Genomic DNA, 20,413 nt, shown 5'->3' on the forward strand with positions numbered 1-20,413 from the left:
CGGCTCCTCAGAGGGAGAGCGCTGCGGGTGTGTGGATGTGCTCTGCCCGCAGGGGATGTCCGTGCAGGCGTGCCGCGTGGAGTGCGGCGCCGACGTGCGGTTCCAGCAGTGGTGCGCGCAGGTCGAAGTCGTGGGTGAGCGACTCGCGGAACGCCGTGAGCACGTGCGCCGAGCCGAACATGCCGCCGGAGTACGACACCGGAACCTGTTGTGAAGCCTCGAATTCCAGTGCCCCGCGGCCGACGTCGACGAGGAGCGCGAGCTCCTGCCCCGCTCGCCGGAGGACGTTCGCCGCGACCGCGTCCCCCGCGTCGGCCGCCCGGACGACGACCTTGCTCAGGTTCGCGATCTTGCCGCGGTCACCGTGCCACTGGTTCACCACGACGTCGATGGCGTCGAAGTCGGCGGCGAGGCCCAGCGCGGCACGCATCTCGGCGACGAGCGGCCCGGCCGGCAGCCGTCCGTCGACCATGCGGCTGAACGCGTTGAGGCCGTTGATCGCGACCCAGTAACCCGAGCCCTCGTCGCCGAACAACTCGCTCCAGCCACCGCCGCGCCACTGCCGGCCCGCGTTCTCGCCGTAGGCGATCGAGCCGGTGCCCGCGACGACGTTGATGCCGTCGACCGCGCCGAGCGAACCGGCCCAGCCGCAGATCATGTCGTTGCCGCACCGGTAGTCCGCGGTGCCGAGGATCTTCGCGGGCAGCGCGTCGAGCACCGGCACGTCGGAGCTGATCTCCCCGTAGGCGGGGAGCCCGAAGAACGAGTAGGTGATGCCCTGCACCGCGATGCCCGCGATGCCGCAGACCTCGCTGATCCCCTGGCGCAGCAGGGGTTCCACGATCTGCATCCCCTCGCTGAGGTAGTACACGCTCGCGGTGCGCGCCTCAGCCACGACCCCGCCGTCGAGATCGACCAGGCAGAACGCCGTCTTGGTACCCCCGCCGTCGACACCGAGGAACATCTCAGCTCACTCCCTCTGGGAACTCGTGGATGACCACGCCCTGCACCACCCGGTTCACCTCGCCGCCGGGGAACGGGTTGTCCGGCGTCAGGTCCAGCGCGAGCGAGCAGGCCAGTGCCGTGGTCTGGGCCGCGATCACGGCGACCAGCGCCCACGCGGACGGATCCCCGAGGGCCGGCACGGGCCACACCTGCGCTCCCCCGCACTCGGCGGAGTCCGCCTCTCCCACCACGACCACGCGTTCAGGACCGAGTGCCAGCACCAGTTCCCGCGCGATGTCCACGTCGTAGGCGCGCGCATACGCGTCCGGGGAGAGGAAGACGACGGCGGTCGTGCGGTCGTCCAGCACCGACTTCGGGCCGTGCCGGAAGCCCAGCGACGACTCGGCGATCCCGACCACCTGACCGCGGGTCAGCTCGAGGGACTTGAGCGCGGCCTCCCTGGCCAGTCCCCGCAACGGCCCGGAACCCAGGTACACCAGGCGATCCGGCTTGCCACCGGCGATCGCGGCCGCCCGGTCCGCCGCCTCGCCGAGAACAGCGGTTCCCGCCCGCGCCAGCGCTTCCACGTCGACGTGGAGGCCGAACGCCAGCAACACCGCCAGTGCCATGCCGGTGAACGACGACGTCATCGCGAAGCTGCGGTCGTTCACCTCGTCCGGCAGTGCGACCACGACGGCGTTCTCGGCGCCGGACCACCGCTGGGCCAGCCGCCCCTGCGGGTCGCAGGTGATCACGAGGTGCCGCACGGGCGTGAGCCGGTGCAGGAGTTCTGCCGCGGCCAGCGATTCAGGGCTGTTGCCGCTGCGCGCGAACGAGACCAGCAGCACCGGTCGCCCGTCCACGACCACCGCACGCGGGTCGGCGACGATCTCCGTGGTGGCGATCGCCTCCACCTGCCTGCCGAGGTGCCGTGCGAGAGCGGGTGCCACGACCTCGCCGATGAACGCCGAGGTGCCGGCGCCGGTCAGCACGATCCGGGGACTCGCCTCGAACAACGCCGCGCTGAGGAGCTCCTCGATCTGCGGCCTGACGTGCCCGACCACGTCCGCCACCGCCGTCCAGGTGGTGGGTTGCTGCCAGATCTCCCGCGCGGTCCAGCTGTCGCCGAGCCCAGTCACAGTCATGTGATGCCTTCCGATTACCGGCGCACTTCGAAACGCATTCCGGTGCGCTTTCCCCGAGTGGTGCATTCGTACTTCCGCCGCTGCGCGAGGGGCAAGGTTCGGCGCTCAAATGAACAAACGGAGTGAGCGTTTCGCCGTGTCCTCCCAGTTCAGGACGATCATCCGGGTGAACAATCGCTCACCGCGATGAACTGTCGTAGGCTCCGCTGCATGGCCGATCCCACGGATTCCTCCGCACCCCAGGGCCGCACGCGGAAAAGGCTCACCACGCGGGCCGAGCGCATGTCCGAAATACTCCGGGCGCTCCGGGAAAACGGTTCTCTGCAGGTCGGTGAACTCGGCACGCGCCTCGGCGTCTCGTCCGCCACCCTGCGCCGCGACCTGGCTCAGCTGGAGGAGCAACGGCTGCTCATCAGGACCCACGGAGGAGCCAAACCGCACGGCGCCATCGACGAGGTGCCGGTGCGGTACCGCGGAGGCCGCTCCCGTGACGCGAAACGGGCCATCGTGCGCGAGGCCGTCCGCCTGCTGCCGTCAGGGCCGCACGTCATCGCCCTGACAGGAGGTTCCACCACGACGGAGCTCGCGAAGGGACTGCCCGGCAGAGCCGACCTGACCGTGGTGACGAACGCGCTGAACATCGCGATGGAGATGGCGATGCACCCGCGGCACAAACTCGTCGTGGTCGGCGGCGTGGCGAGACCGCGTTCCTACGAACTGGTGGGGCCGTGGGCGGAGCACGTGCTGGCGTCGATCAGCATCGGCACCGCGTTCATCGGTGTCGACGGCATCGACGCCTCCGCGGGCATCACCACGCACGACGAGAACGAGGCGCGCACCAACCGCGCGATGCTGGCCCGCGCCCAGCGCGTGATCGTGATGGCCGACGGCAGCAAGCTCGGCAAGGCCACCCTCGCGCGCATCGCCGACATCCACGACGTGCACGACGTCATCACCGACCTGTCCGCCGATCCCGCGGCGGTGGCGGCGATCCGGGCCGCGGGGGTGCGCGTCACCGTGGTCGAGGTGACGACCGCGAAGGACGGGTGAGCTCAGCCGCCGGGCCGGACGAAGCCCGAGTCGTAGGCGTACACGATGGCCGCGGGGTGGCCGCCGTGCTTCGAGAACACCGTGCCCACGTGCTTCTTCACCGTCGCCGACGACACCACGAACAACAGCCGAGCCACCTCAGCCGCCGGGCCGCACGAACCCCGAGTCGTAGGCGAACACGATGGCCGCGGCGCGATCGCGGGCGCCGAGCTTCGAGAACACCGTGCCCACGTGCGTCTTCACCGTGGTCTCCGCGACGCTGAGGTGCGCGGCGATCTCCCGGTTGGAGGCGCCGCGGGCCATCAGCCGCAACACCTCCAGCTCGCGGTCGGTGAGGGCCGCGAGCCGGGCGGGACGGTGGCCGGGGCGCGCGAGGCGGCGGTAGGAGTCGAGGATCGGCCCGAGCAGCGTGCCGTCGATCCAGGTGCCGCCGGACGCCACGGTGCGCACGGCCTCGATCAGGTTCTCCGGGGTCGACGACTTCAGCTCGAAGCCCGCCGCCCCGGCGTCGACCGCCGCCCACAGCACGTCGTCGTCGCTGAACGTCGTGAGGACGCACACCGGCGGGCCGCCCGCCGCGCGCAGCGCCCTCGTCGCCTCGACGCCGTCGGTGCCGGGCATGCGGACGTCCATGCACACCACGTCGGGCTCGCACTGCTGCACGGCGCTCACGATGTGGCTGCCGTCGTCACGTTCGCCCGCGACCTGGATGTCCGGCTGGCTGCGCAGCACCAGGCCGAGCCCCGCCCGCACCATCGGCTGGTCGTCGACCAGCAGCACGCGGATCACGCGGATCGTCCGGCACGAGACATGCACGAAGTCTAGGCGACACCGCCGATCGACACGTTTCTCCTACCGCGGTAGGAGAAGAGCCTTCGTCTCCTCCTGCGGTAGGAGCCAGGAACGGGACCTCGCTCCGAGGACTCGGGCGGCCGTGATCACTAGCTTCCAGCCATGGATTCAGCACAACGGCCGAAGCGCCGCTGGGCGAGGTGGACCGCGCTCGGCACCACCGCGGTGGTACTGGTCGCCGCGGGCGCGTTCGGCGTCTTCTACTACCTGGCGCGGCTCGACACCGCCGGCGACGTCGACTTCGCCGCGAAGATGGCGGTCCCCCCGCTCGCACCGTCCACAACGGACGCCGACGGCACCCGCACGTTCGACCTCGGCATCCAGGCGGGCGAGACCAGGTTCCTCGACGGCCCGGCCACGAGGACGTGGGGCGTGAACGGGTCGTTCCTCGGCCCGACGATCCGTGCGAAGAAGGGCGAGAAGGTCGCGTTCAACGTCCGCAACGGCCTGAGCGAGGCGACCTCGCTGCACTGGCACGGCATGCACCTGCCCGCCGACATGGACGGCGGGCCGCACCAGACCGTGGAGCCCGGCGCGACCTGGCGTCCGAAGTGGACCGTCAGCCAGCAGGCCGCGACCCTGTGGTACCACCCGCACCTGCACGGCAAGACCGCGAACCACGTGTACCGCGGGGTGTCCGGCATGGTCGTGCTCGACGACGAGCGCACCGCGGGCCTGGACCTGCCCGGCGAGTACGGCGTGGACGACCTGCCGATGATCGTGCAGGACCGCGCGTTCGACGGGGACAACCAGTTCGACGAGGCCGTCCCGCTCATGAGCACCGGTGGCGTCGTCGGCGACGAGATCCTCGTCAACGGCACCCGCGGCCCGTACGTGGACGTGAGCACGCGCCTGGTCAGGTTGCGACTGCTCAACGCCTCCAACGCCCGCCTGTACAACTTCGGCTTCTCCGACGACCGGCCGTTCCAGCTGATCGGCACCGACGGCGGTCTGCTGCCGAAGCCCTGGGAGACCACCCGGCTGCAGCTCTCCTCCGGCGAACGCGCCGAGGTCGTCGTGGCGTTCTCGCCGGGCGAGACCGTCGACCTCCGGTCGTACCCCTCGGGATCGGGCTTCAACGACCGGCTGGGCGGGTCGTCCGACCGGCTCGACCTCGTGCGGTTCCGCGCGGGCGGCGACCTGCGCGACGAGACCGAGGTCCCGCAGAACCTGGGCACCGCACCGGACCTGGCCTCCACCGAGATCGCGCAGACGCGGTCGTTCGAGCTGAACAGCCGCACCATCAACGGCGCCACGATGGACATGAACCGCATCGACTTCGGCGTCCGCGTCGGCAGCACCGAGGTCTGGGAAGTGGTGAACACCAACGGTTACATGCACAACTTCCACGTGCACGACGTCCAGTTCCAGGTCCTCGACGTCGACGGGCGGCAACCGCCGCCGCACCTGGGCGGCTGGAAGGACACCGTGCAGCTGGACCCGGACAGGAAGTACCGGCTGGCCATGAAGTTCAGCGACTTCACCGACCCCGACGTGCCGTACATGTACCACTGCCACCTGATGCTGCACGAGGACGAGGGCATGATGGGCCAGTTCGTCGTGCTGCGCGAGGGCGAACAGGTCGGGCACGTCACCGGGCACCAGCACCGCTGAGCCGTCACGCCATTAGCATCGGCGGATGTTCCTGATCCCGCGCGACCGAGACTCCTTCGTCCTGCGCGCGGCCGTACTCGGGACCGGGTTCGAGGTGCTCAACTTCGCCTACGCCGACGGCTGGGGCTGGGTCCTCGCGGCGGTGATGACCCCGGCGCTGATCGTGCGGATCTTCTGGCGCACGATGCCGGGCTGGCTGCTGCTCGCGTGGGTGACGGTCCCGACCGTCGTCGGCGACGCGCTGGTCGTGACGCAGACCGCGACGATGGTGGTGATCCTCGCGCTGGCGATCGCCGCGGCCGGTGGCCGGGGTCGGGCCGACACCGTCGCGATGGTCCTGTGCCTGGTGTCCCCGTTCTTCGTGTGGGCACTGGGCACGAACCCCTGGTACCAGCACATGGGGGCCTGGCTGTGGTCGGCGGGCCTGCTGCTCGGCTGGGTGCTCGGCAGGCTCGTCGGCGAACAGCAGTCGCTGATCAGGCAGCTCGAACGCACGCAGTCCGAACTGGCGAAGGGCGTGCTCGCGGCGGAACGGCAGCGCATCGCCCGCGACCTGCACGACCTCGTCGGACACAGCTTCACCGTCGTGCTGCTGCACCTCTCCGGGGCGAGGATGAACCTCACCTCCTCCCCCGGTGAGGCGGTCGAGGCGCTGCGGCTCGCGGAGGAGACCGGCCGCGCGGGCATGGACGCGCTGCGCGAGGCGCTGGCGCTGATGTACCGGGGCGGCGGCGCGCCCCTGCCGTTCCGGCACGACGAGGTCGACCGGCTCGTCGCCACCTACCGCGACGCCGGCATGAGCATCGACCTCGACGTGACCGGCGCCGTCGGCCACGTGTCGGCCACGCAGCGCATCGTCCTGCGGGACGTGCTCCGCGAGGCGCTGACCAACGTCGCCAAGCACGCCGAGCCCCGCGAGGCCGTCGTCCGGATCGCCGTCGACAGCGACCGCGTCACGCTGGAGGTCCACAACCCGATCGGCCCGCGTCCGGCCGCGCCGAGCACCGGCATCGGCCTGCCCGGCCTGCGCCAGCGGGTGGTCGCCGTCGACGGCACCTTCACCGCCCGGCCCGAACTGGACCGCTGGGTGCTGCGCGTCCAACTGCCCGCGCGGGTGCACACCTCAGGCGCTCAGGCGACCGGACTCGCGTAGGCGACGCCGCCTGCCCGCCGGCAACACCAGGCCGCAGACGACCGCCCACAGCAGCACCGGGAACGCGGCGATGCGTTCCCACAAACCGAACAGGCCGGGACCACCGACCTGGGCCACCATCAGCACGAGGGCCACCGCCGCCACGACCGCGCCAACGACGCCGACACAGCCGAGGAGGCGCCAGCGCTCGGTGCGCGCCAACGCGAGGCCTGTCAGCAACATCGCCACCTCGCCCACCGGGATGGCGACGACCGCGCCCACGACGTGCAGGGCGGCCCTGGTGTCCTCGGGGTTCAGGCCGACGACGACCAGCGCCAGACCGGTGACCACGAGCAGCGCGAGCCCGGCGCGTGCCGTCCGCACGTCCGGGAACAACGGTCTGACCAGCAGGGCGCCCGCCGCCAGGCACAGCCCCGCGACCGTCCAGGACACCCCGGCGGCGACGTGCCACGGTGAGCACACCCAGCGGTCGACGTCGGCCGACCGGAAGCAGGTGGCCGCGCCCAGGTCGCTGATCGCGTTGCGCAGCCAGCTGTGCGGGACCTCCCACCGCGACTGCACCACGAACAGCATCAGGAAGTACTGCGCGACCAGCACCCACAGCACCGCGCCCAGCCGGACCCGCCCGGCCACGGTCGAACTCCGCGTCCCGGTGCTCATTCCGCCGACAACTCGGAGGTGCTGTCGCTACCCGGCATGGCGAGGACGAACCGCAGACTCATCGTTCGATCTTCTCAGAGCCACGCCGAAGTCGCCTCCACAGTGGACTGCACCACGCATTCCACCCCACGTGTGCGCTGTAACACAGCGGAAGCGGCCACGCGATGTACTCCCTGGTCAGCTCGGACCGAACGAACGCAGCGGAGTCGTGCAGATCGCGTCAACGCCGCCCAGGACCCAGGTGGGATGGTCTTCTTGCGCGACTTGCTGAAGCGCCGGGTGGTGGCCGGCGCCGTGTTCGCCGTTGCCGCCGTGTCGCTGGTCGTCTTCCTCGCCCTGCAAGGACTCGAGCGCGCCGACAAGTGGGGCAGCGTCATCAGCGCCCTGGTCGCCCTGACGAGTCTGTGGTTCGTGTTGCCGAGGCCCTCTCCCGGGGCGGAGGAGCTGCTCGACGCGCTGGAGCTGGACCCGTTGCGGGCCTCCGATCCACGCACGATCGGCGAGTACACCCTGCTCGGCAGGGTGGGGTCCGGTGCGACGGGCAACGTCTTCCTCGGTGCGAGCGGACGGCTCGGCCAGCTCGTCGTCGTCAAGGTGATGGGCGCCGACATCGCCGAGGACGCGGTGAGCCGCGAGAGGTTCCGGCGGGAGGTCCGGTCCGTCGAGGACGTCGGCAAGGCGGCGGGCGGGGAGTTCCCCACGCTGCTCGACTCCGACACCGACGCGGAGCAGCCGTGGTTCGCGACCGAGTACCTGCCCAGCAGGCCCCTGCAGGAGCTGGTTTCCCGGAGCAGTCCGTGGCGTCCCGCCGCGGTGGCGTGGCTGGCGGTCTCGGTCGCGGAGAAGCTCCGGCTGATCCACGACAAGGGGCTCGTGCACCGCGATCTCAAGCCCGCCAACGTGCTGCTGGGCGCCGACGACCTGTGGATCATCGACCTCGGCATCGCGAAGAACCGGGAGGACGCCGACCTCACGCGGCACGGCGCCATCGGGACCGTCGCGTTCATGTCGCCGGAACAGGCCCGCGGCACCGAGGCGGTCACCCCCGCGAGTGACGTGTTCTCGTTGGGGGCGCTGCTGGTGCACGCGGCGACGGGCACGCCCCCGTTCGGCAACGACCCGGCCCGCACCCCGCGCCGGATCGAGGAGGAGGACCCGGACCTGAGCGGGCTGGCGGGGTGGGACAGCGCTCTCACCGGCCTGCTGCGGCGTTGTCTCGCCAAGGACCCGGCAGCACGCCCGTCGCTGAGCGAGATCATCGAGGTGTGCGCGCCGTTCTCCGGCGGTGCGCCCGCAGAGGTCCGCGAACGGGCGGCGGAGCTCAGCGCGGCGATGACGAGCGCGCAGGAGAAGGCCCCGGTCCCGTTCTGGCGCCAGGTCAGGACGCGGTGGACCGCGCTGGCGGCGGTCGTCGCGGTGCTGGCGTTCACCGTGGTGCCGATCGTCGTTCCCAGCCGCGACGGCACCGTGCCCCCGGTGGCGCTGCCGACGTGCTCGACGACGCCGGACACGACCGTCCACGTGGGAGTGTCCGCCGACAAGAGCGAGCTGTTCGAGGAGTTCGCCCGCGGTTACGGCACCCGTTCCGCCGACGGGCGCTGCGTGGGGGTCCAGATCACCGAGCTGAACTCCGGCACCGCCGCGAACACGCTGGCGCGCGGCTGGACCGAGTCGGACGGCCCGCGTCCCGACGTCTGGTCCCCGGCGTCCAGCGAATGGCTGGACATCGCACGCCACCGCGCGGCGCCCAACTCGAACGCCCTCGCCGCGTTGCCGGAGAAGGCCCGCGGGCCGGTCGTGACGACGCCGCTGGTGATCGCCATGCCCAAGCCCATGGCGGAGGCGCTGGGCTGGCCGGGCACCAGGGAGGTCGGCTGGGCGACGCTCGCGGACCTCGCGACCGACGAGCGGGGGTGGGGGCGCTACGGCAAGGACTGGGGCGCCTTCCGGCTCGGGAAGACGAACCCCAACTACTCGACCTCGGGTCTGAACGCGACCATCGGCGCCTTTCACGCGTTCCGCGCCGACACCGATTCGTCCGGGCCGCTCGACGACGGCGACGTCGACGACGTCGGCGCGCAGAAGTCCGTTCAGCGCATCGAGCAGTCGATCGTGCACTACGGCGAGACGACCCTGCACTTCCTGCGCAACCTGCGCACCGCCGAACGCCACGGGCAAGCGCTCTCCTACGTTTCCGCGCTCACCGTCGACGAGAGCTCCATGCTGGCCTACAACGAGGGTTACCCGACCGGTGCGCTGTCGCCAGAAGGGCCCCGGGAGTCCGCGCCCGGCACCAAGCTGGTCGCGATGTACCCGAAGGAAGGGACGATCTTCCACGACCACCCGTACACCGAGCTCCTGTGGCCGGACACGCCGAAGGCGAAGCGGGACGTGACCGAGGACTTCTTCCGCCACCTGCGTTCCGCGCAGGTGCAGGAGCGCTTCGGGGAACTGGGTTTCCGCGACCCCTCGCACAGGTCGGGCGCGCTCGCCACCGACGACAACGGCGTCTCACCGGACTTCGCGGTGAGGGAGGTGAAGGCCCCGTCCGCGCGGACGCTGAGCAAGGTGCTGACCGCGTGGAGCGCCGTGCGCAAGCCCGCGAACGTCCTGCTCGTCGTCGACACGTCCGGCTCGATGGCCGACGGCGTGACCGACACGCTGGTCGAGAAGCAGATCTGCGACCCGGAGTGGCCGCGGCGGGACCCCGTCACCCGGTACTGCCCGTCCAAGCTCGAGCTGATCAAGAAGTACCGCGACGAGATCGTCAGCGGGTTCACCGGCTCCGACCGGCTCGGCCTGTGGAACTTCTCCGTCGCGGGCTTCGCCGGCACCGGCCCCGGCTGCCGCGACGACCACTGCGAGCTGCACGCCGTCGGCCCGCTGGACGAGGTCCGGCGCCAGGAGGTCGCGGCCAAGATCAGGGAACTGCCGGCCGGAGGCAGGACGGGCCTGTTCGACACCGTCGACCAGGCCGTCGCCACCATGCGGCAGCAGCTGGACGCGAAGGCCATCAACGCCGTCGTCGTGCTCTCCGACGGCAGCAACCAGAAGGACACCGGCCTCGACCTCACGCGGTTGCTGGCCCGCATCGAGGTCACGGCCCAGGCCGAGCCGGTCCGGGTGTTCACGATCGCCTACGGCTTCGGGTCCGACGCGGACGCCAGGGGTCGCGAGGAGCTCAGGAAGATCGCCGAGGCCACGGCGGGCGGCGCGTACGAGGCCGCGGATCCCAGCACGATCACCGACGACCTCGTGGCGGCGATCACGTCGAACTTCTGACGTTGTCGTTCACGACAACCTGTCGTATCGTTTGCGACAGGTTGTCGTAAAACCTCGGAGGAGAACGACCATGGACGATCGCGCCGAGCTAGTCGAACTGATGAGCCACTACGCCGACATCGCGGACTTGAAGGAGTTCGACGCGTTGCCGCGCGAGGTCTTCACCGACGAACTGACACTCGACTTCGAGTCCGTGACGGGCATGCCGCCGATGACGGTTCCGCTGGACGACTACGTCGAGGTCCTCCGCACCAGCTTCGGGCCGTTCAAGGCGACGCACCACGCCATCACCGGCCACGTCGTCCGCATCAGCGGGGACACCGCGACGATCCACGCCCACGTGCGCGCCGAGCACTGGCTGCCGGACGAGGCCGCCGCCGGGTGCTGGCTGGTGGTCGGCTTCTACGACAACGAGGCGGTCCGCACCCCGCACGGCTGGCGGCTCACGCGTGTCAAGCTGACCGCGATCCACCAGGAGAACGCACCGCGCCTGCCGGCCGTCGTCGCGGGGTAGGTGCCGAGGACCGAGGAGACCGTCCAGATGCCGCGGATTCGCGCCGCCACCATCGAGGAGCACCACGAGATGGTGTGGGCCGACCTCACCGAGGCGCTGCGGCACCTGCTCCTCGAACGCGACTACGACTCGATCACCATGGGCCACATCGCGGCGCAGGCAGGACTCGCGCGCAACACGCTCTACAACTACGCCAAGGACAAGCGCACGCTGGTCCTGGAGCTCGCCCGCCGGGCCAGCCGCCCGCTGGCCGAGCAGGTGGGCGCGATCGCCGCGCGTTCCCAGGAGTCTGCCGCGGACCGGATGCGGGAGATCGTCGAGGTGATCCTGTCGGCGTCCACGAACCACGCCTTGAGGCTCATGTTCCTGCCGAACGCCGGTTCGCTGGTCGCCGACCTGCCGGAAGGGCCGGAGAACCCGTTCACCGCGCTCGTGGCCGAGGTGGAGAACGTCGTCCGCGACGGCATCACCCGCGGCGAGTTCCGCGACGTGGAGGACGTGCGGCTGACCGTCGAACTGCTGTCGGGCGCGATGCGCGCGGGCATCGACCGGGTCAGCCGAGACCCGGCCTCGCTGCCCGCCACGGTCCGCGCGGCGCAGCAGGTCGTCCTCGCGTCGATCAGCCAGATCACTGCATGTTCGTGACGTGCCGGTGCGCGGGAGACACCGTGCACGTGTAGAGCTGGAGGTTGTAGCCGCGGCCGATCATCACCATCGTCGGCTCGTGCGCGGCCGGGTACGGCGGACCGGCGGCGCCGGCGTCCTCGAGCGGCTGCCAGCTCCTGCCGCCGTCCCACTCGGAACTGGCGACGGTGAGCAGCGGTTCGACGTCCGCGCCGCAGTCGGGGCACGACATGGGCCACGGGTCGGAGAAGCTCCACGGCCCGTGGCCGCCGGTCTTCCAGCCGGCCGCCACGGACAGGTCGTACTGGTACCGCTGCCCTTCCCGTTCCTCCCACTCGTGCACCTGCGCCGCAAGCTCCTCCGGCAGGCAGTGCGGAGCCGGGTACTCCGTGACCTCCTCAGGGTGCACCACGCACGGCTGCGGCACGTAGTGCTCCTCGACCGCGGCGGGCGACGGCGGTTCGGCCAGCGGACCGGTCACCTCCGCCGCTACCCGCCACCGCAGCACGGTGCTCGGCGCGTAGCACTCGTCCTCGTGGTCCCAGGGGCACCACAGCACCTGCAGCAGGTCCGCTCCGTCCGGGCAGGGCAGGCCGGGGACGTCCCGCGCGTACAGCTGCGCCACCGGCACCATCGGCAGCGGGCCGTCGTGCTCGATCAGCGTGCCCTCGTCCACCCGGTCGACGACCGCTTTCTCCTCCGGCGTCAGGAGGTTCACGCCCTGAGCGCGCGGACGGGCCCACGCCTCCGTCAGGATCCGCCGCCGCGCCACCACTTCCGGCATTCCGGCGCCCGTCAACGGGCCCGAGTGCTTCTCGCAGGCCGGCCACGGCTCCCCCGCGGGCCACAGCAGCGGACCCCCGACCGAGCTGTCCGCCGCGGACGGCGCGCCCGGCCTGGGGTGCAGCCGCACCGCGGTGCGGGCCAGCGGTGCCAGGCCGGGCAGGTGCCGGGCGACGTCGGCCGGACGCGGCGGACTGGTGCGGACCATGGCGGGATCGTAGCCACGGCCCGCACCCGCCCGGGCCGTTTCAGGCGCCCGCGCCGCCGTCGACCGGCACGATCGCGCCGTTCACCATGGACGCCCTGTCGCTGAGCAGCCAGGCCGCCACCTCCGCGACCTCGCGCGGTTCGGCCATGCGCCCCAACGGGCTCGTCGAGGTGATGTGCGCGGTCACGCCGGGGGTCGCCGCCTCCCACTGGTCGATCATGTCCGTCGCGGTGCCGCCGGGCGTGATCCCGTTGACGCGGATGCCTTCCCGGCCCCACGTGACGGCGGCGCTCTCGGTGATGCTGTTGAGCGCGCGCTTCATCGCGCCGTACGCGGGGAGCACCGGGTTGGCGCGGCGGCTGCCGATGCTCGACGTGTTCACGATCGCGCCGCCTCCGCCGCGGCGCATGAGAGCGGCTTCGGCGTTCATGGCGGTCCAGTGGCCGCGGAAGTTCACCTGGAACTGCTCGTCGATCTCGTCCTCGCTCGTCTCGTGCAGCGGGCCGGGCTGCTGCACGACGGCACCGTTGTTGAAGGCGCCGTCCAGTCGTCCGTGCAGCTCCTCGACCCTGTCGACGGCGGCGCGGATGCTGGCGCGGTCGGCCAGGTCGACGGTGACGGCATCGGCGGTGCCGCCCTCGGAGCGGATCTCGGTGACCACGCGGTCCAGGGCGTCGGCGCTGCGGGCGGCGAGCACGACCGACGCGCCCTCCTGGGCGAAGAGCCTGGCCGCGGCCTCGCCGATGCCGCGGCTCGCACCGGTGACCAGCACGACCTTGCCGGCGAGGAGGCCGGTGTTGTTGTTCGTCATGGCACCAGCGTCGATCTCGCCGCGGACCTGAGGCAGGCACAGGCTGTACCAGGATGAGCGGCCGCCCACCGCGCATACTCGGGGTATGGACAAGCAGCAGCTGGGCACGTTCCTCCGCAGCCGGCGCGAGCGGCTCCTGCCGGAGGACGTCGGCCTGCCCGCGGGTCCGCGCCGCCGGACGTCCGGGCTGCGCCGCGAGGAGGTGGCGGTCCTCGCGCACATCTCCACCGAGTACTACATCCGCCTCGAGCAGGGCCGGGCGCCGCGGCCGTCGGCCGAGGTCCTGGCCGGCATCGCGAGCGCGCTGCGGCTCACCGACGCCGAGTCCGACCACCTGCACGTCCTCGCGGGCACCGCGCCGAGCCGCACGGGACGGCACCGGCGCGACGTCCGGCCGAGCATCCTCGTGCTGCTCGACCGGCTGCCGCAGACCGCCGGTTTCGTGACGTCGGCGGCCTTCGAGGTGCTGGCGTGCAACGACCTCGCGGCGGCGTTGATGGAGGACTTCCGCGAACTCGCCCCGCAGGACCGCAACCTCGCGCGCCGCGCGTTCCTCGAGCCCGCGGGGTCGATGTACGGGGTGTCGGACGTGGCCGAGTTCCGGCACCACGTCGTCATGCACCTGCGGGCCGCCCTCGCGCGCTACCCGTCCGACCCGGTGATCTCCGGCCTGGTCGATGAACTGCGGGAGGGCAGCGCCGACTTCGCCCGGCTCTGGGAACGGCACGACGTGCAGGCGGCGCCGACGCTGACGAAGACGTTCCGGCACCCGCTCGTCGGCGAGATCACCGTCGACTGCGACTCGCTCGCGCTCACGGACCACGACCAGCACCTCGTGCTCTACAGCGCGCCGCCCGGATCACGTGACGCGGAGGCCCTCGCACTGCTGAACGTGGTGGGAGCGCAGAAGTTCACGAACTCCTAAGAGGACCGGGAGGGTCCTCTTAGGAGTGTTGATCAGATCTTGCCCGTCGCGATGTCCGCCAGGTTCACGCGGGACGACTTGTAGTTCGCCACCGAGTGCGGGTCCTGCGGGCCCTGGAGCGGAACGACCTCGGAGCGGATCGGCAGGGCGGTCTCGGCGTCGACCGTCACCACGTGCGACCCCTCGCCCTTGCTCACCGCGGGTCCCGCCGCGAGCTTCATCACGGGCCTGCCCTCGAAGTCGGCCCTGTCGATGGTCACGTCCTTGATCGTCGACAGCAGCTTCAGCGATCCCGCGCGGATGTCGGGGTTGGCGGCGCCGATGAACAGCGCGTAGGTCGTGTTGCTCCACAGGGTGTTGTTGATGCCGTCCTCGAGCTCCTTGCCCGTCGGGCGCGGCTTGGCGGGAGGCACCTCCATGCCCTTCATGCGGAAGACCTCGGCCCTCTTCTCCTGCCCCTCCGCCCAGGACTTCTCCTGTTCGGCCGGGCTCCCCCCGAGCGCCCAGCAACAGCCCGCGCCGTTGACCATCGCGTTCCTGGCCTGTTCCAGATCACCGGTCGCGGCGAGGCGGGCGGCCCCCATCAGCCTGCGGTCGTAGTCCGTGGACAGGTCGGAACCCTTGGCGGCCGCCTGCGCGAGGGTCTTCGGCGAGTCGCCGTGGAAGGTCTGGCCCTTGTCGGTGTAGACGGTGTACCAGATGTACTGGGACTTGTCCGGTGCGAGGTTCGTGCGGACGATCAGCGACGAGTCACCGGTCACCGCCGCCGCCTTGACCTCGGAGGCCAGCTTCACGAGCGGGGACTCGACCGCCTGCGGTGCCGCGGCGGGAGGGGCGGGCGGGGGAACACTGCCGCCCGTCGTGCCCATCACCACCGCCGTCGCGACGGCCGCGGCGCCCAGTGCGGCGACGCCGGCCTTCGGCCAGGAGAACCAGCGCTTCGGGCGCACGACCGCGGCCACCGGCTCCGCCATCGCCGTCCGCAGCGCCGCGCGAGCGTCGTCGTAGGCTTCGGGGCCGGGGGAAGGCACGTCACGCAGCTTCTTCATCAGGTCCATCTCATCCATGGGTTGTTCTTTCACGTTGTCGGTACCTGCAGCAGCGCGGCCACCTCGGGCGCCTCGCGCAGCGACTTGCGCGCCTGGTGCAACAGGCGGCGGGCCGTGCCGGCGGGGATGTCGAGCACCCGTCCGGCCTCGGCGACGGTCAGGTCCTCCCAGGCGACCAGGCTCAGCACCTCCCGCTCCTCCGGTCTGAGCCGTGCCAGTGCCGTGCGCAGCGATGCCTGCGCGTCCACGCGGGTGTCCACCGCGGGCCAGGGATCCCATCCGCTCGCCATGCGCGCCACGTCCGGTGCCGGGTCCTCCGCCGGCTCGGACCGCCAGTGCTGTCGCAGCCTGTTCAGCGCGACGCCGTACAGCCAGGGCCGGGCCCCGGGGTACGACCTGTCGTAGCTCGCACGGGAGGCGTACGCCGCCACCCACACGTCACCGAGCACGTCCTCGGCGGTCTGACGCCCCACCCTGCGCGCGAGGTAGCCGCCGATCGCGCTCTCGTGACGGCTGACCACTTCCACGAAGGCGTCGGTGTCCCCGCGCAGTGATCTGCCGATCAGTTCAGCGTCTGACGACATGGAGCTCCTCGGGTTCTGCTTCCCTTTCCACCCCGTAGTTGTCAACTCGCGCCGAAAGCGTTCAGGTTGCTCTTCCGCGAACCGATCGCGCTGGTCAACGCACGTGGGAGCAGCTACTGCGCTCGCTAGCCGTGTGACCGCATCCGCGTCAGCAGGTGGTGTTCGGCCACGTCGAAGTACTTCCGCAGCGCCTCGCCGGCCGCGGCCACCTCGCCGTCGTCGGCGAGCGCGAGGATCTCGCGGTTGAGCAGCACGTAGTTCTCGTGGAACTCGCGCGGGTCGCCCATGTGCAGGAACATCAGGCGCAGCTCGGCGAGCAGCCGCTGCACCTCCTCGTCAAGGCGGGCGCTGCCTACAAGGCCGGTGATGGCCTGGTGGAACCTCATGTTGCCGGTGGCGACGTCGTTCCAGCGCTCCGCCTCCGCGGACTCCTTCTGGAACCGCACGGCGTCGCGCACCTTCTGCCGTTTGTCCTCCGGCGCTGTGGGCCACGCGTTCAGGGCGCCGCTCTCGATCACGCGTCGCGCGGCGTAGAGGTCCACGACGTCCGCCTCGCCCGGTGTGCGCACGAAGACGCCTCTGCTGTGCTCGTGCACCAGAAGCCGTTCGCGCGTGAGGAGTCTGAACGCCTCCCGCAGAGTGTTGCGCGAGACGCCGAGCGCCGTGCGGAGCACTTCCTCCGACAGGCGGGTGCCCGGCAGGAGGTCGCCCTCCATGACGCGCGTCCTGACGAAGTCCGCCACGCGTTCCGCCGTGCTCACCCTGCCCAGCACGACGTCCTCGGCGGCCAGGGAGGCGAGCCAGTCGGCGCCCGTCACGCGATCACCTCGCGCCCGGCGGTGCGGAAGCCGCCGGTCCAGTAGAACAACGGCGTGACGGCGGCGACGAGGGCGAGCACCAGCATCGCCGGTGTCAGGCCGGCCACCTCGGCCAGGACCGTGCCGGCGACCGCGCCGAGCGGGACGGTCGCCACCGTCACGGCGTTCACCAGGGCGCTCACCCTGCCGAGCATCGCGGGCTTGGTTCGCCGTTGCCGCAACGAGAGCAGGATCGTGGCCCACGCGGTGGCCGCCGCGCCGAAGACGAACTGGTACGTGAGCAGGAGTTCGAACGGTCTGCCCAGCGAGGCGGCGGGGATCAGGAACAGCGCGCCGGCCGCCACCGACGCGCACACCGCGCACGCGAGCCCCGCGCCGAGTCTGCGGGCCGCCCACGCCGATCCCGCGGCGCCGAGCACGGCGCCGAGGCTGAACGCGGACATGGTCACGCCGACCTGACCGGGCCGCAGCAGGAGTTGCTGGTAGGCGTAGACGAAGAAGAGTGCGCCGATCCCGCTGCCGGCGAGGTTCAGGGTCGCGGTGCCGAGGAGGCTGCGGCGGAGCACCAGGTCCTCGCGCAGGCAACGCAGGGCGTCGCGGAGCTGGTGGTGCACGGGCTTGCCCGCCTCGCCCTGTGCGCGGGTGCGCAACGCGGGCGCCTTCGCGGCGGCGATGACGGCGGCCGAGACCACGAAGGCGGCGGCGTTGAGCAGGAGCGCGAGTGGGGCGGCCACCACGGCGACGACCAGGCCGCCCAACCCGGGTCCCGCGATGCGGACCAGGTTGAGCAGGCCGGAGCGGGTGGCGTTGGCCTTCTCGAGGCGCGGCGCGGGCACCAGTGCGGGGATCGCGGTCTCCGCGGCGGAGTCGAACACCGCCGACGCGACGCCGAGCACGGCCGCGAGGACGTACAGGACCCAGATCGACTGCAGACCCGACGCGATCGCCGCGGCCGCGGCGAGGAGCGCGCACGCGCGGACGAAGTCCATGGACACGAGCACGGAACGCAGCCGCGCGCGGTCGATGAGCACTCCTCCGAACGGGCCCAGCAGCGCCGCCGGCAGGAACTCCGCCACGAGCAGCAGGGTCGCCGAGCCGATGCCGGCCCCGAAGGCCAGGATCGCGACGGCGGGCAGGAGCACCACCGTGATCTGGGTGCCGGTGGTGCTGATCGCCTGTGCCACCAGCAGGAGCCACCAGTCGTGCGCGAGCCGCTCCCGGTCAGGCCGCACCGCCGCACCCCCTTCGCGTCGAAGGAAGTCTGGCCGTTCGCGGTCAGATGCGCGAGCGTCGTGCCGGCCGAGGAGGACTCACCGCGTGTGGCAGGCCTTGAGGTAGCTGAGGAAGGACGCCTGCACGCCCGTGACGTGCGTTCCCTGGAGCATCGCGCGGGACACGTTCGGCGCCCACCCCTTGGCGTGCAGCTCCTCGACCACCGCCAGCACGTTGCGCGCGAGTGCGCGGTAGACGGCGATCTCGCCCAGCGTCTCGGCTTCGTTCAGGGTGATGTGCAGCAGCGGAGCGGCCGAGTCCTCGGCGTGTTCCGGGAACGCGCGCAACAACTCGAAGACCTGACTGGCGGGACCCGTGACGCCGGGGCTGCCGGCACCGATCGTGGCGAACAGGGACGTTTCGCGGAGCCACGCGTAGAGGGCGAACAGACCGCCGTAGGAGTAGCCGAAGAGGCCGTGACCCGTGTCGCTCACGCGGAAACGCTCCCGCAGCAAGGGGTGCAGCTCGTTCGTGAGGAAGTCGAGGAACACGTCCGCGTGGCTGTCCGCGAGCTCCGCGAGGAAGGCGTCCATGTGCTCCTGGGTGAGGGTGCCCGCGTCGCGGGCCGTCGCCAGGGCCGCCTTCACCTCGTCGCTCACCGGTTCCCCCGGTGGCACGAGATCGCGGTTGCGCAGCTCTGACCAGTTCGCCGCCTCCGCGCCCGCGTAACCGACGCTCACCTGGACGTACGGCGCGACGGACAGGTACGGGTCCGCCTGCGTCACGACGAGCGGCGCCGTGAACCCCACGGTCCAGTTGCCGTCCAACACGTAGATCAGCGGCATCGACTCGCTCGACTCGGCGTAACCGGGAGGCGTGGTGACCCAGACGCCGTAACGATGCCCGGACCGCGCCGTGACCTCCAGGTACTCGGTGTCCGGCAGGCAGCCGTGCAACATGGTGCTCATCGAATGTCCTTCACGGTAAGACCGCCCTTGACCACGAGGGCGGCCATCTGGGGGTCGGCGAACGCCTTGGCGTCCTTCAGGGGGTTGCTCTGCCAGGCGACCAGGTCGGCCCGCATGCCGGCCCGGATCTGGCCCACGGTCTCGCCGAGGCCGAGGATGTCCGCGTTGACGCGGGTCGCGGCCACCAGGGCCTGCATGGGCGACTCCAGCTCGGAGCGCAGGCGGAGTTCCTCTCCCCTGCGCCGCTGGTGGGGTCCGATGAGGTCCGAGCCCAGGCCGATCCGCAGGCCCGCCGCGCGGGCGGTCCTCAGCGCGGACGCCATCCGGTCGCGGACCCCGGCGACGCGATCCTTCGTCGCCGGGTCCAGGTCCATGCTCTCGCCGCCCAGGATCTGGTCGACCACGGCGAACGTGGGCACCAGCGCGACGTCGTGCTCGCGCATCAGGGCCGCGGTCGGCTCGTCGATGTCGGTGCCGTGCTCCACGCACCGGGCTCCGGCCCGCACGGCGTTGCGGATGCCCGCGTTGTTGTGCGCGTGCACCGTCACGTAGGTGCCGCGCGCCGCTGCTTCCTCCACGGCGACGGCGATCTCCTCGACCGTGAACTGGGTGTCGGACAGGTTGTCGTGCCGCCCGACCACACCGCCGGTGACGCACAGCTTGAGGAAGGTCGCGCCCCGGCGGAACGACTCGCGGACGTTGCGCCGCAGCTCGTCGGCGTTGCCGGACATGAGGGACAGGGCGCAGAGCCCGGGCACGTGGTGCTCGGGCCACAGTTCGGTCGGCTCCCACTCGGCTCCGTAGTAGCCGTGCCCGCCGGTCTGGCACTGGACGGGGCCGCAGCTCAGCACGCGGGGCCCGCGGACCTTGCCCTTCGCGATCACGTCCACGACGCCGCCGTCGACGCCGCCCACGTCGCGCACCGTCGTGAAGCCCGCGTCCAGGGCGTGGCCCGCGGTCGCGAAGATGTCGGCGGCGATCTCGGCCACCGACAGCTGGAAGCCGAACTGGGCCCTGATCGGGCTGGAGAGGCCCAGGTGCACGTGGGCGTCGATGAGGCCCGGCGTCAGGAGCCTGCCGTCCAGGTCCACGGTCCTCGCGCCCGCCGGAGCGCTGCCGATCGCCGTGATGACGTCGTCCGTCACGCGGACGTCGACCGCCGACGGCTCGCCGCCGGAACCATCCGCGACCAGCCCGCCGGCAAACCACACGTCCG

The 20,413-nt window shown here is 71.4% G+C and carries 20 protein-coding genes; 7 read left to right on the forward strand and 13 right to left on the reverse strand.

The genetic code is table 11. The annotated features are described in order from the left end of the window. Positions 1-7 precede the first annotated feature (7 nt). Positions 8-964 (reverse strand): N-acetylglucosamine kinase, encoded by a 957-nt coding sequence (locus IE307_RS09645; RefSeq protein WP_191297493.1) that lies wholly within the window; start codon positions 962-964, stop codon positions 8-10. A gap of 1 nt (position 965) precedes the next feature. Next, on the reverse strand, positions 966-2,090 hold the full coding sequence (locus IE307_RS09650; RefSeq protein WP_191297494.1) for an SIS domain-containing protein: 1,125 nt from the start codon (positions 2,088-2,090) through the stop codon (positions 966-968). Between the two features lie 210 nt (positions 2,091-2,300). Here IE307_RS09650 and IE307_RS09655 point away from each other — a divergent pair, with 210 nt between their 5' ends. Then, entirely contained in the window at positions 2,301-3,140 is an 840-nt protein-coding gene (locus IE307_RS09655; protein ID WP_191297495.1) for a DeoR/GlpR family DNA-binding transcription regulator, read from the forward strand. A gap of 2 nt (positions 3,141-3,142) precedes the next feature. Here IE307_RS09655 and IE307_RS47250 read toward each other — a convergent pair whose 3' ends face one another. Both IE307_RS47250 and IE307_RS09660 read right to left on the reverse strand, forming a co-directional pair. Then, the gene (locus IE307_RS47250) at positions 3,143-3,277 is read right to left on the reverse strand and encodes a helix-turn-helix domain-containing protein (RefSeq protein WP_268250347.1); all 135 of its coding nucleotides are present in this window, start codon (positions 3,275-3,277) and stop codon (positions 3,143-3,145) included. A 1-nt stretch (position 3,278) separates the two neighbouring features. Then, positions 3,279-3,956 (reverse strand): response regulator, encoded by a 678-nt coding sequence (locus IE307_RS09660; RefSeq protein ID WP_268250348.1) that lies wholly within the window; start codon positions 3,954-3,956, stop codon positions 3,279-3,281. Positions 3,957-4,094: 138 nt separating this feature from the next. Between IE307_RS09660 and IE307_RS09665 the strand changes: the two genes are divergently transcribed. Together IE307_RS09665 and IE307_RS09670 are read left to right on the forward strand one after the other, a co-directional pair. Beyond that, the gene (locus tag IE307_RS09665; RefSeq protein ID WP_191297496.1) at positions 4,095-5,606 is read left to right on the forward strand and encodes a multicopper oxidase family protein; all 1,512 of its coding nucleotides are present in this window, start codon (positions 4,095-4,097) and stop codon (positions 5,604-5,606) included. A 25-nt stretch (positions 5,607-5,631) separates the two neighbouring features. After that, positions 5,632-6,759 carry a sensor histidine kinase gene (locus IE307_RS09670; RefSeq protein ID WP_191297497.1) on the forward strand — a complete coding sequence of 376 codons (1,128 nt, stop codon included), beginning with the start codon at positions 5,632-5,634 and terminating at the stop codon, positions 6,757-6,759. Here the strand turns inward: IE307_RS09670 and IE307_RS09675 are convergent. Then, positions 6,730-7,419, reverse strand: a complete 690-nt coding sequence (locus IE307_RS09675) for a DUF998 domain-containing protein (protein ID WP_191297498.1) — start codon at positions 7,417-7,419, stop codon at positions 6,730-6,732. The two genes, IE307_RS09670 and IE307_RS09675, sit on opposite strands and share 30 nt — an antisense overlap. 255 nt (positions 7,420-7,674) lie before the next feature. Here IE307_RS09675 and IE307_RS09680 point away from each other — a divergent pair, with 255 nt between their 5' ends. From IE307_RS09680 to IE307_RS09690, 3 genes are all read left to right on the forward strand, one after another. Beyond that, on the forward strand, positions 7,675-10,701 hold the full coding sequence (locus tag IE307_RS09680; RefSeq protein WP_191297499.1) for a protein kinase domain-containing protein: 3,027 nt from the start codon (positions 7,675-7,677) through the stop codon (positions 10,699-10,701). Positions 10,702-10,771: 70 nt separating this feature from the next. Beyond that, entirely contained in the window at positions 10,772-11,215 is a 444-nt protein-coding gene (locus tag IE307_RS09685; RefSeq protein WP_191297500.1) for a nuclear transport factor 2 family protein, read from the forward strand. 27 nt (positions 11,216-11,242) lie between these two features. After that, positions 11,243-11,860, forward strand: coding sequence for a TetR/AcrR family transcriptional regulator (locus IE307_RS09690; RefSeq protein WP_191297501.1), 618 nt, complete (start codon positions 11,243-11,245; stop codon positions 11,858-11,860). Here the strand turns inward: IE307_RS09690 and IE307_RS09695 are convergent. Both IE307_RS09695 and IE307_RS09700 read right to left on the reverse strand, forming a co-directional pair. Beyond that, positions 11,844-12,830, reverse strand: a complete 987-nt coding sequence (locus tag IE307_RS09695; protein WP_191297502.1) for a hypothetical protein — start codon at positions 12,828-12,830, stop codon at positions 11,844-11,846. The genes IE307_RS09690 and IE307_RS09695 overlap by 17 nt on opposite strands. A 40-nt stretch (positions 12,831-12,870) precedes the next feature. Further along, positions 12,871-13,641 carry an SDR family NAD(P)-dependent oxidoreductase gene (locus IE307_RS09700; protein WP_191297503.1) on the reverse strand — a complete coding sequence of 257 codons (771 nt, stop codon included), beginning with the start codon at positions 13,639-13,641 and terminating at the stop codon, positions 12,871-12,873. 85 nt (positions 13,642-13,726) lie between these two features. Between IE307_RS09700 and IE307_RS09705 the strand changes: the two genes are divergently transcribed. After that, positions 13,727-14,566: a helix-turn-helix transcriptional regulator gene (locus tag IE307_RS09705; RefSeq protein ID WP_191297504.1), complete on the forward strand. Its 840-nt coding sequence runs from the start codon at positions 13,727-13,729 to the stop codon at positions 14,564-14,566. A gap of 32 nt (positions 14,567-14,598) precedes the next feature. Here IE307_RS09705 and IE307_RS09710 read toward each other — a convergent pair whose 3' ends face one another. The 6 genes from IE307_RS09710 to IE307_RS09735 all read right to left on the reverse strand — a co-directional run bounded on the left by IE307_RS09710 (position 14,599) and on the right by IE307_RS09735 (position 20,408). Continuing rightward, positions 14,599-15,633 carry a hypothetical protein gene (locus tag IE307_RS09710; RefSeq protein WP_229904558.1) on the reverse strand — a complete coding sequence of 345 codons (1,035 nt, stop codon included), beginning with the start codon at positions 15,631-15,633 and terminating at the stop codon, positions 14,599-14,601. 11 nt (positions 15,634-15,644) lie between these two features. Next, positions 15,645-16,199, reverse strand: coding sequence for an RNA polymerase sigma factor (locus IE307_RS09715; protein ID WP_191297505.1), 555 nt, complete (start codon positions 16,197-16,199; stop codon positions 15,645-15,647). 125 nt (positions 16,200-16,324) lie between these two features. Continuing rightward, on the reverse strand, positions 16,325-17,017 hold the full coding sequence (locus IE307_RS09720; protein ID WP_191297506.1) for a GntR family transcriptional regulator: 693 nt from the start codon (positions 17,015-17,017) through the stop codon (positions 16,325-16,327). After that, entirely contained in the window at positions 17,014-18,249 is a 1,236-nt protein-coding gene (locus IE307_RS09725) for an MFS transporter (RefSeq protein ID WP_191297507.1), read from the reverse strand. Before IE307_RS09725 ends, IE307_RS09720 begins: the two co-directional genes overlap by 4 nt. Before the next feature lie 78 nt (positions 18,250-18,327). Continuing rightward, positions 18,328-19,197 (reverse strand): alpha/beta hydrolase, encoded by an 870-nt coding sequence (locus IE307_RS09730; protein WP_191297508.1) that lies wholly within the window; start codon positions 19,195-19,197, stop codon positions 18,328-18,330. Further along, positions 19,194-20,408: an amidohydrolase family protein gene (locus tag IE307_RS09735; RefSeq protein WP_229904577.1), complete on the reverse strand. Its 1,215-nt coding sequence runs from the start codon at positions 20,406-20,408 to the stop codon at positions 19,194-19,196. The genes IE307_RS09730 and IE307_RS09735 overlap by 4 nt, the downstream gene beginning before the upstream one ends. Positions 20,409-20,413 lie beyond the last annotated feature (5 nt).

The organism is Lentzea cavernae (assembly GCF_014653695.1).
Lineage (GTDB): Bacteria > Actinomycetota > Actinomycetes > Mycobacteriales > Pseudonocardiaceae > Lentzea > Lentzea cavernae.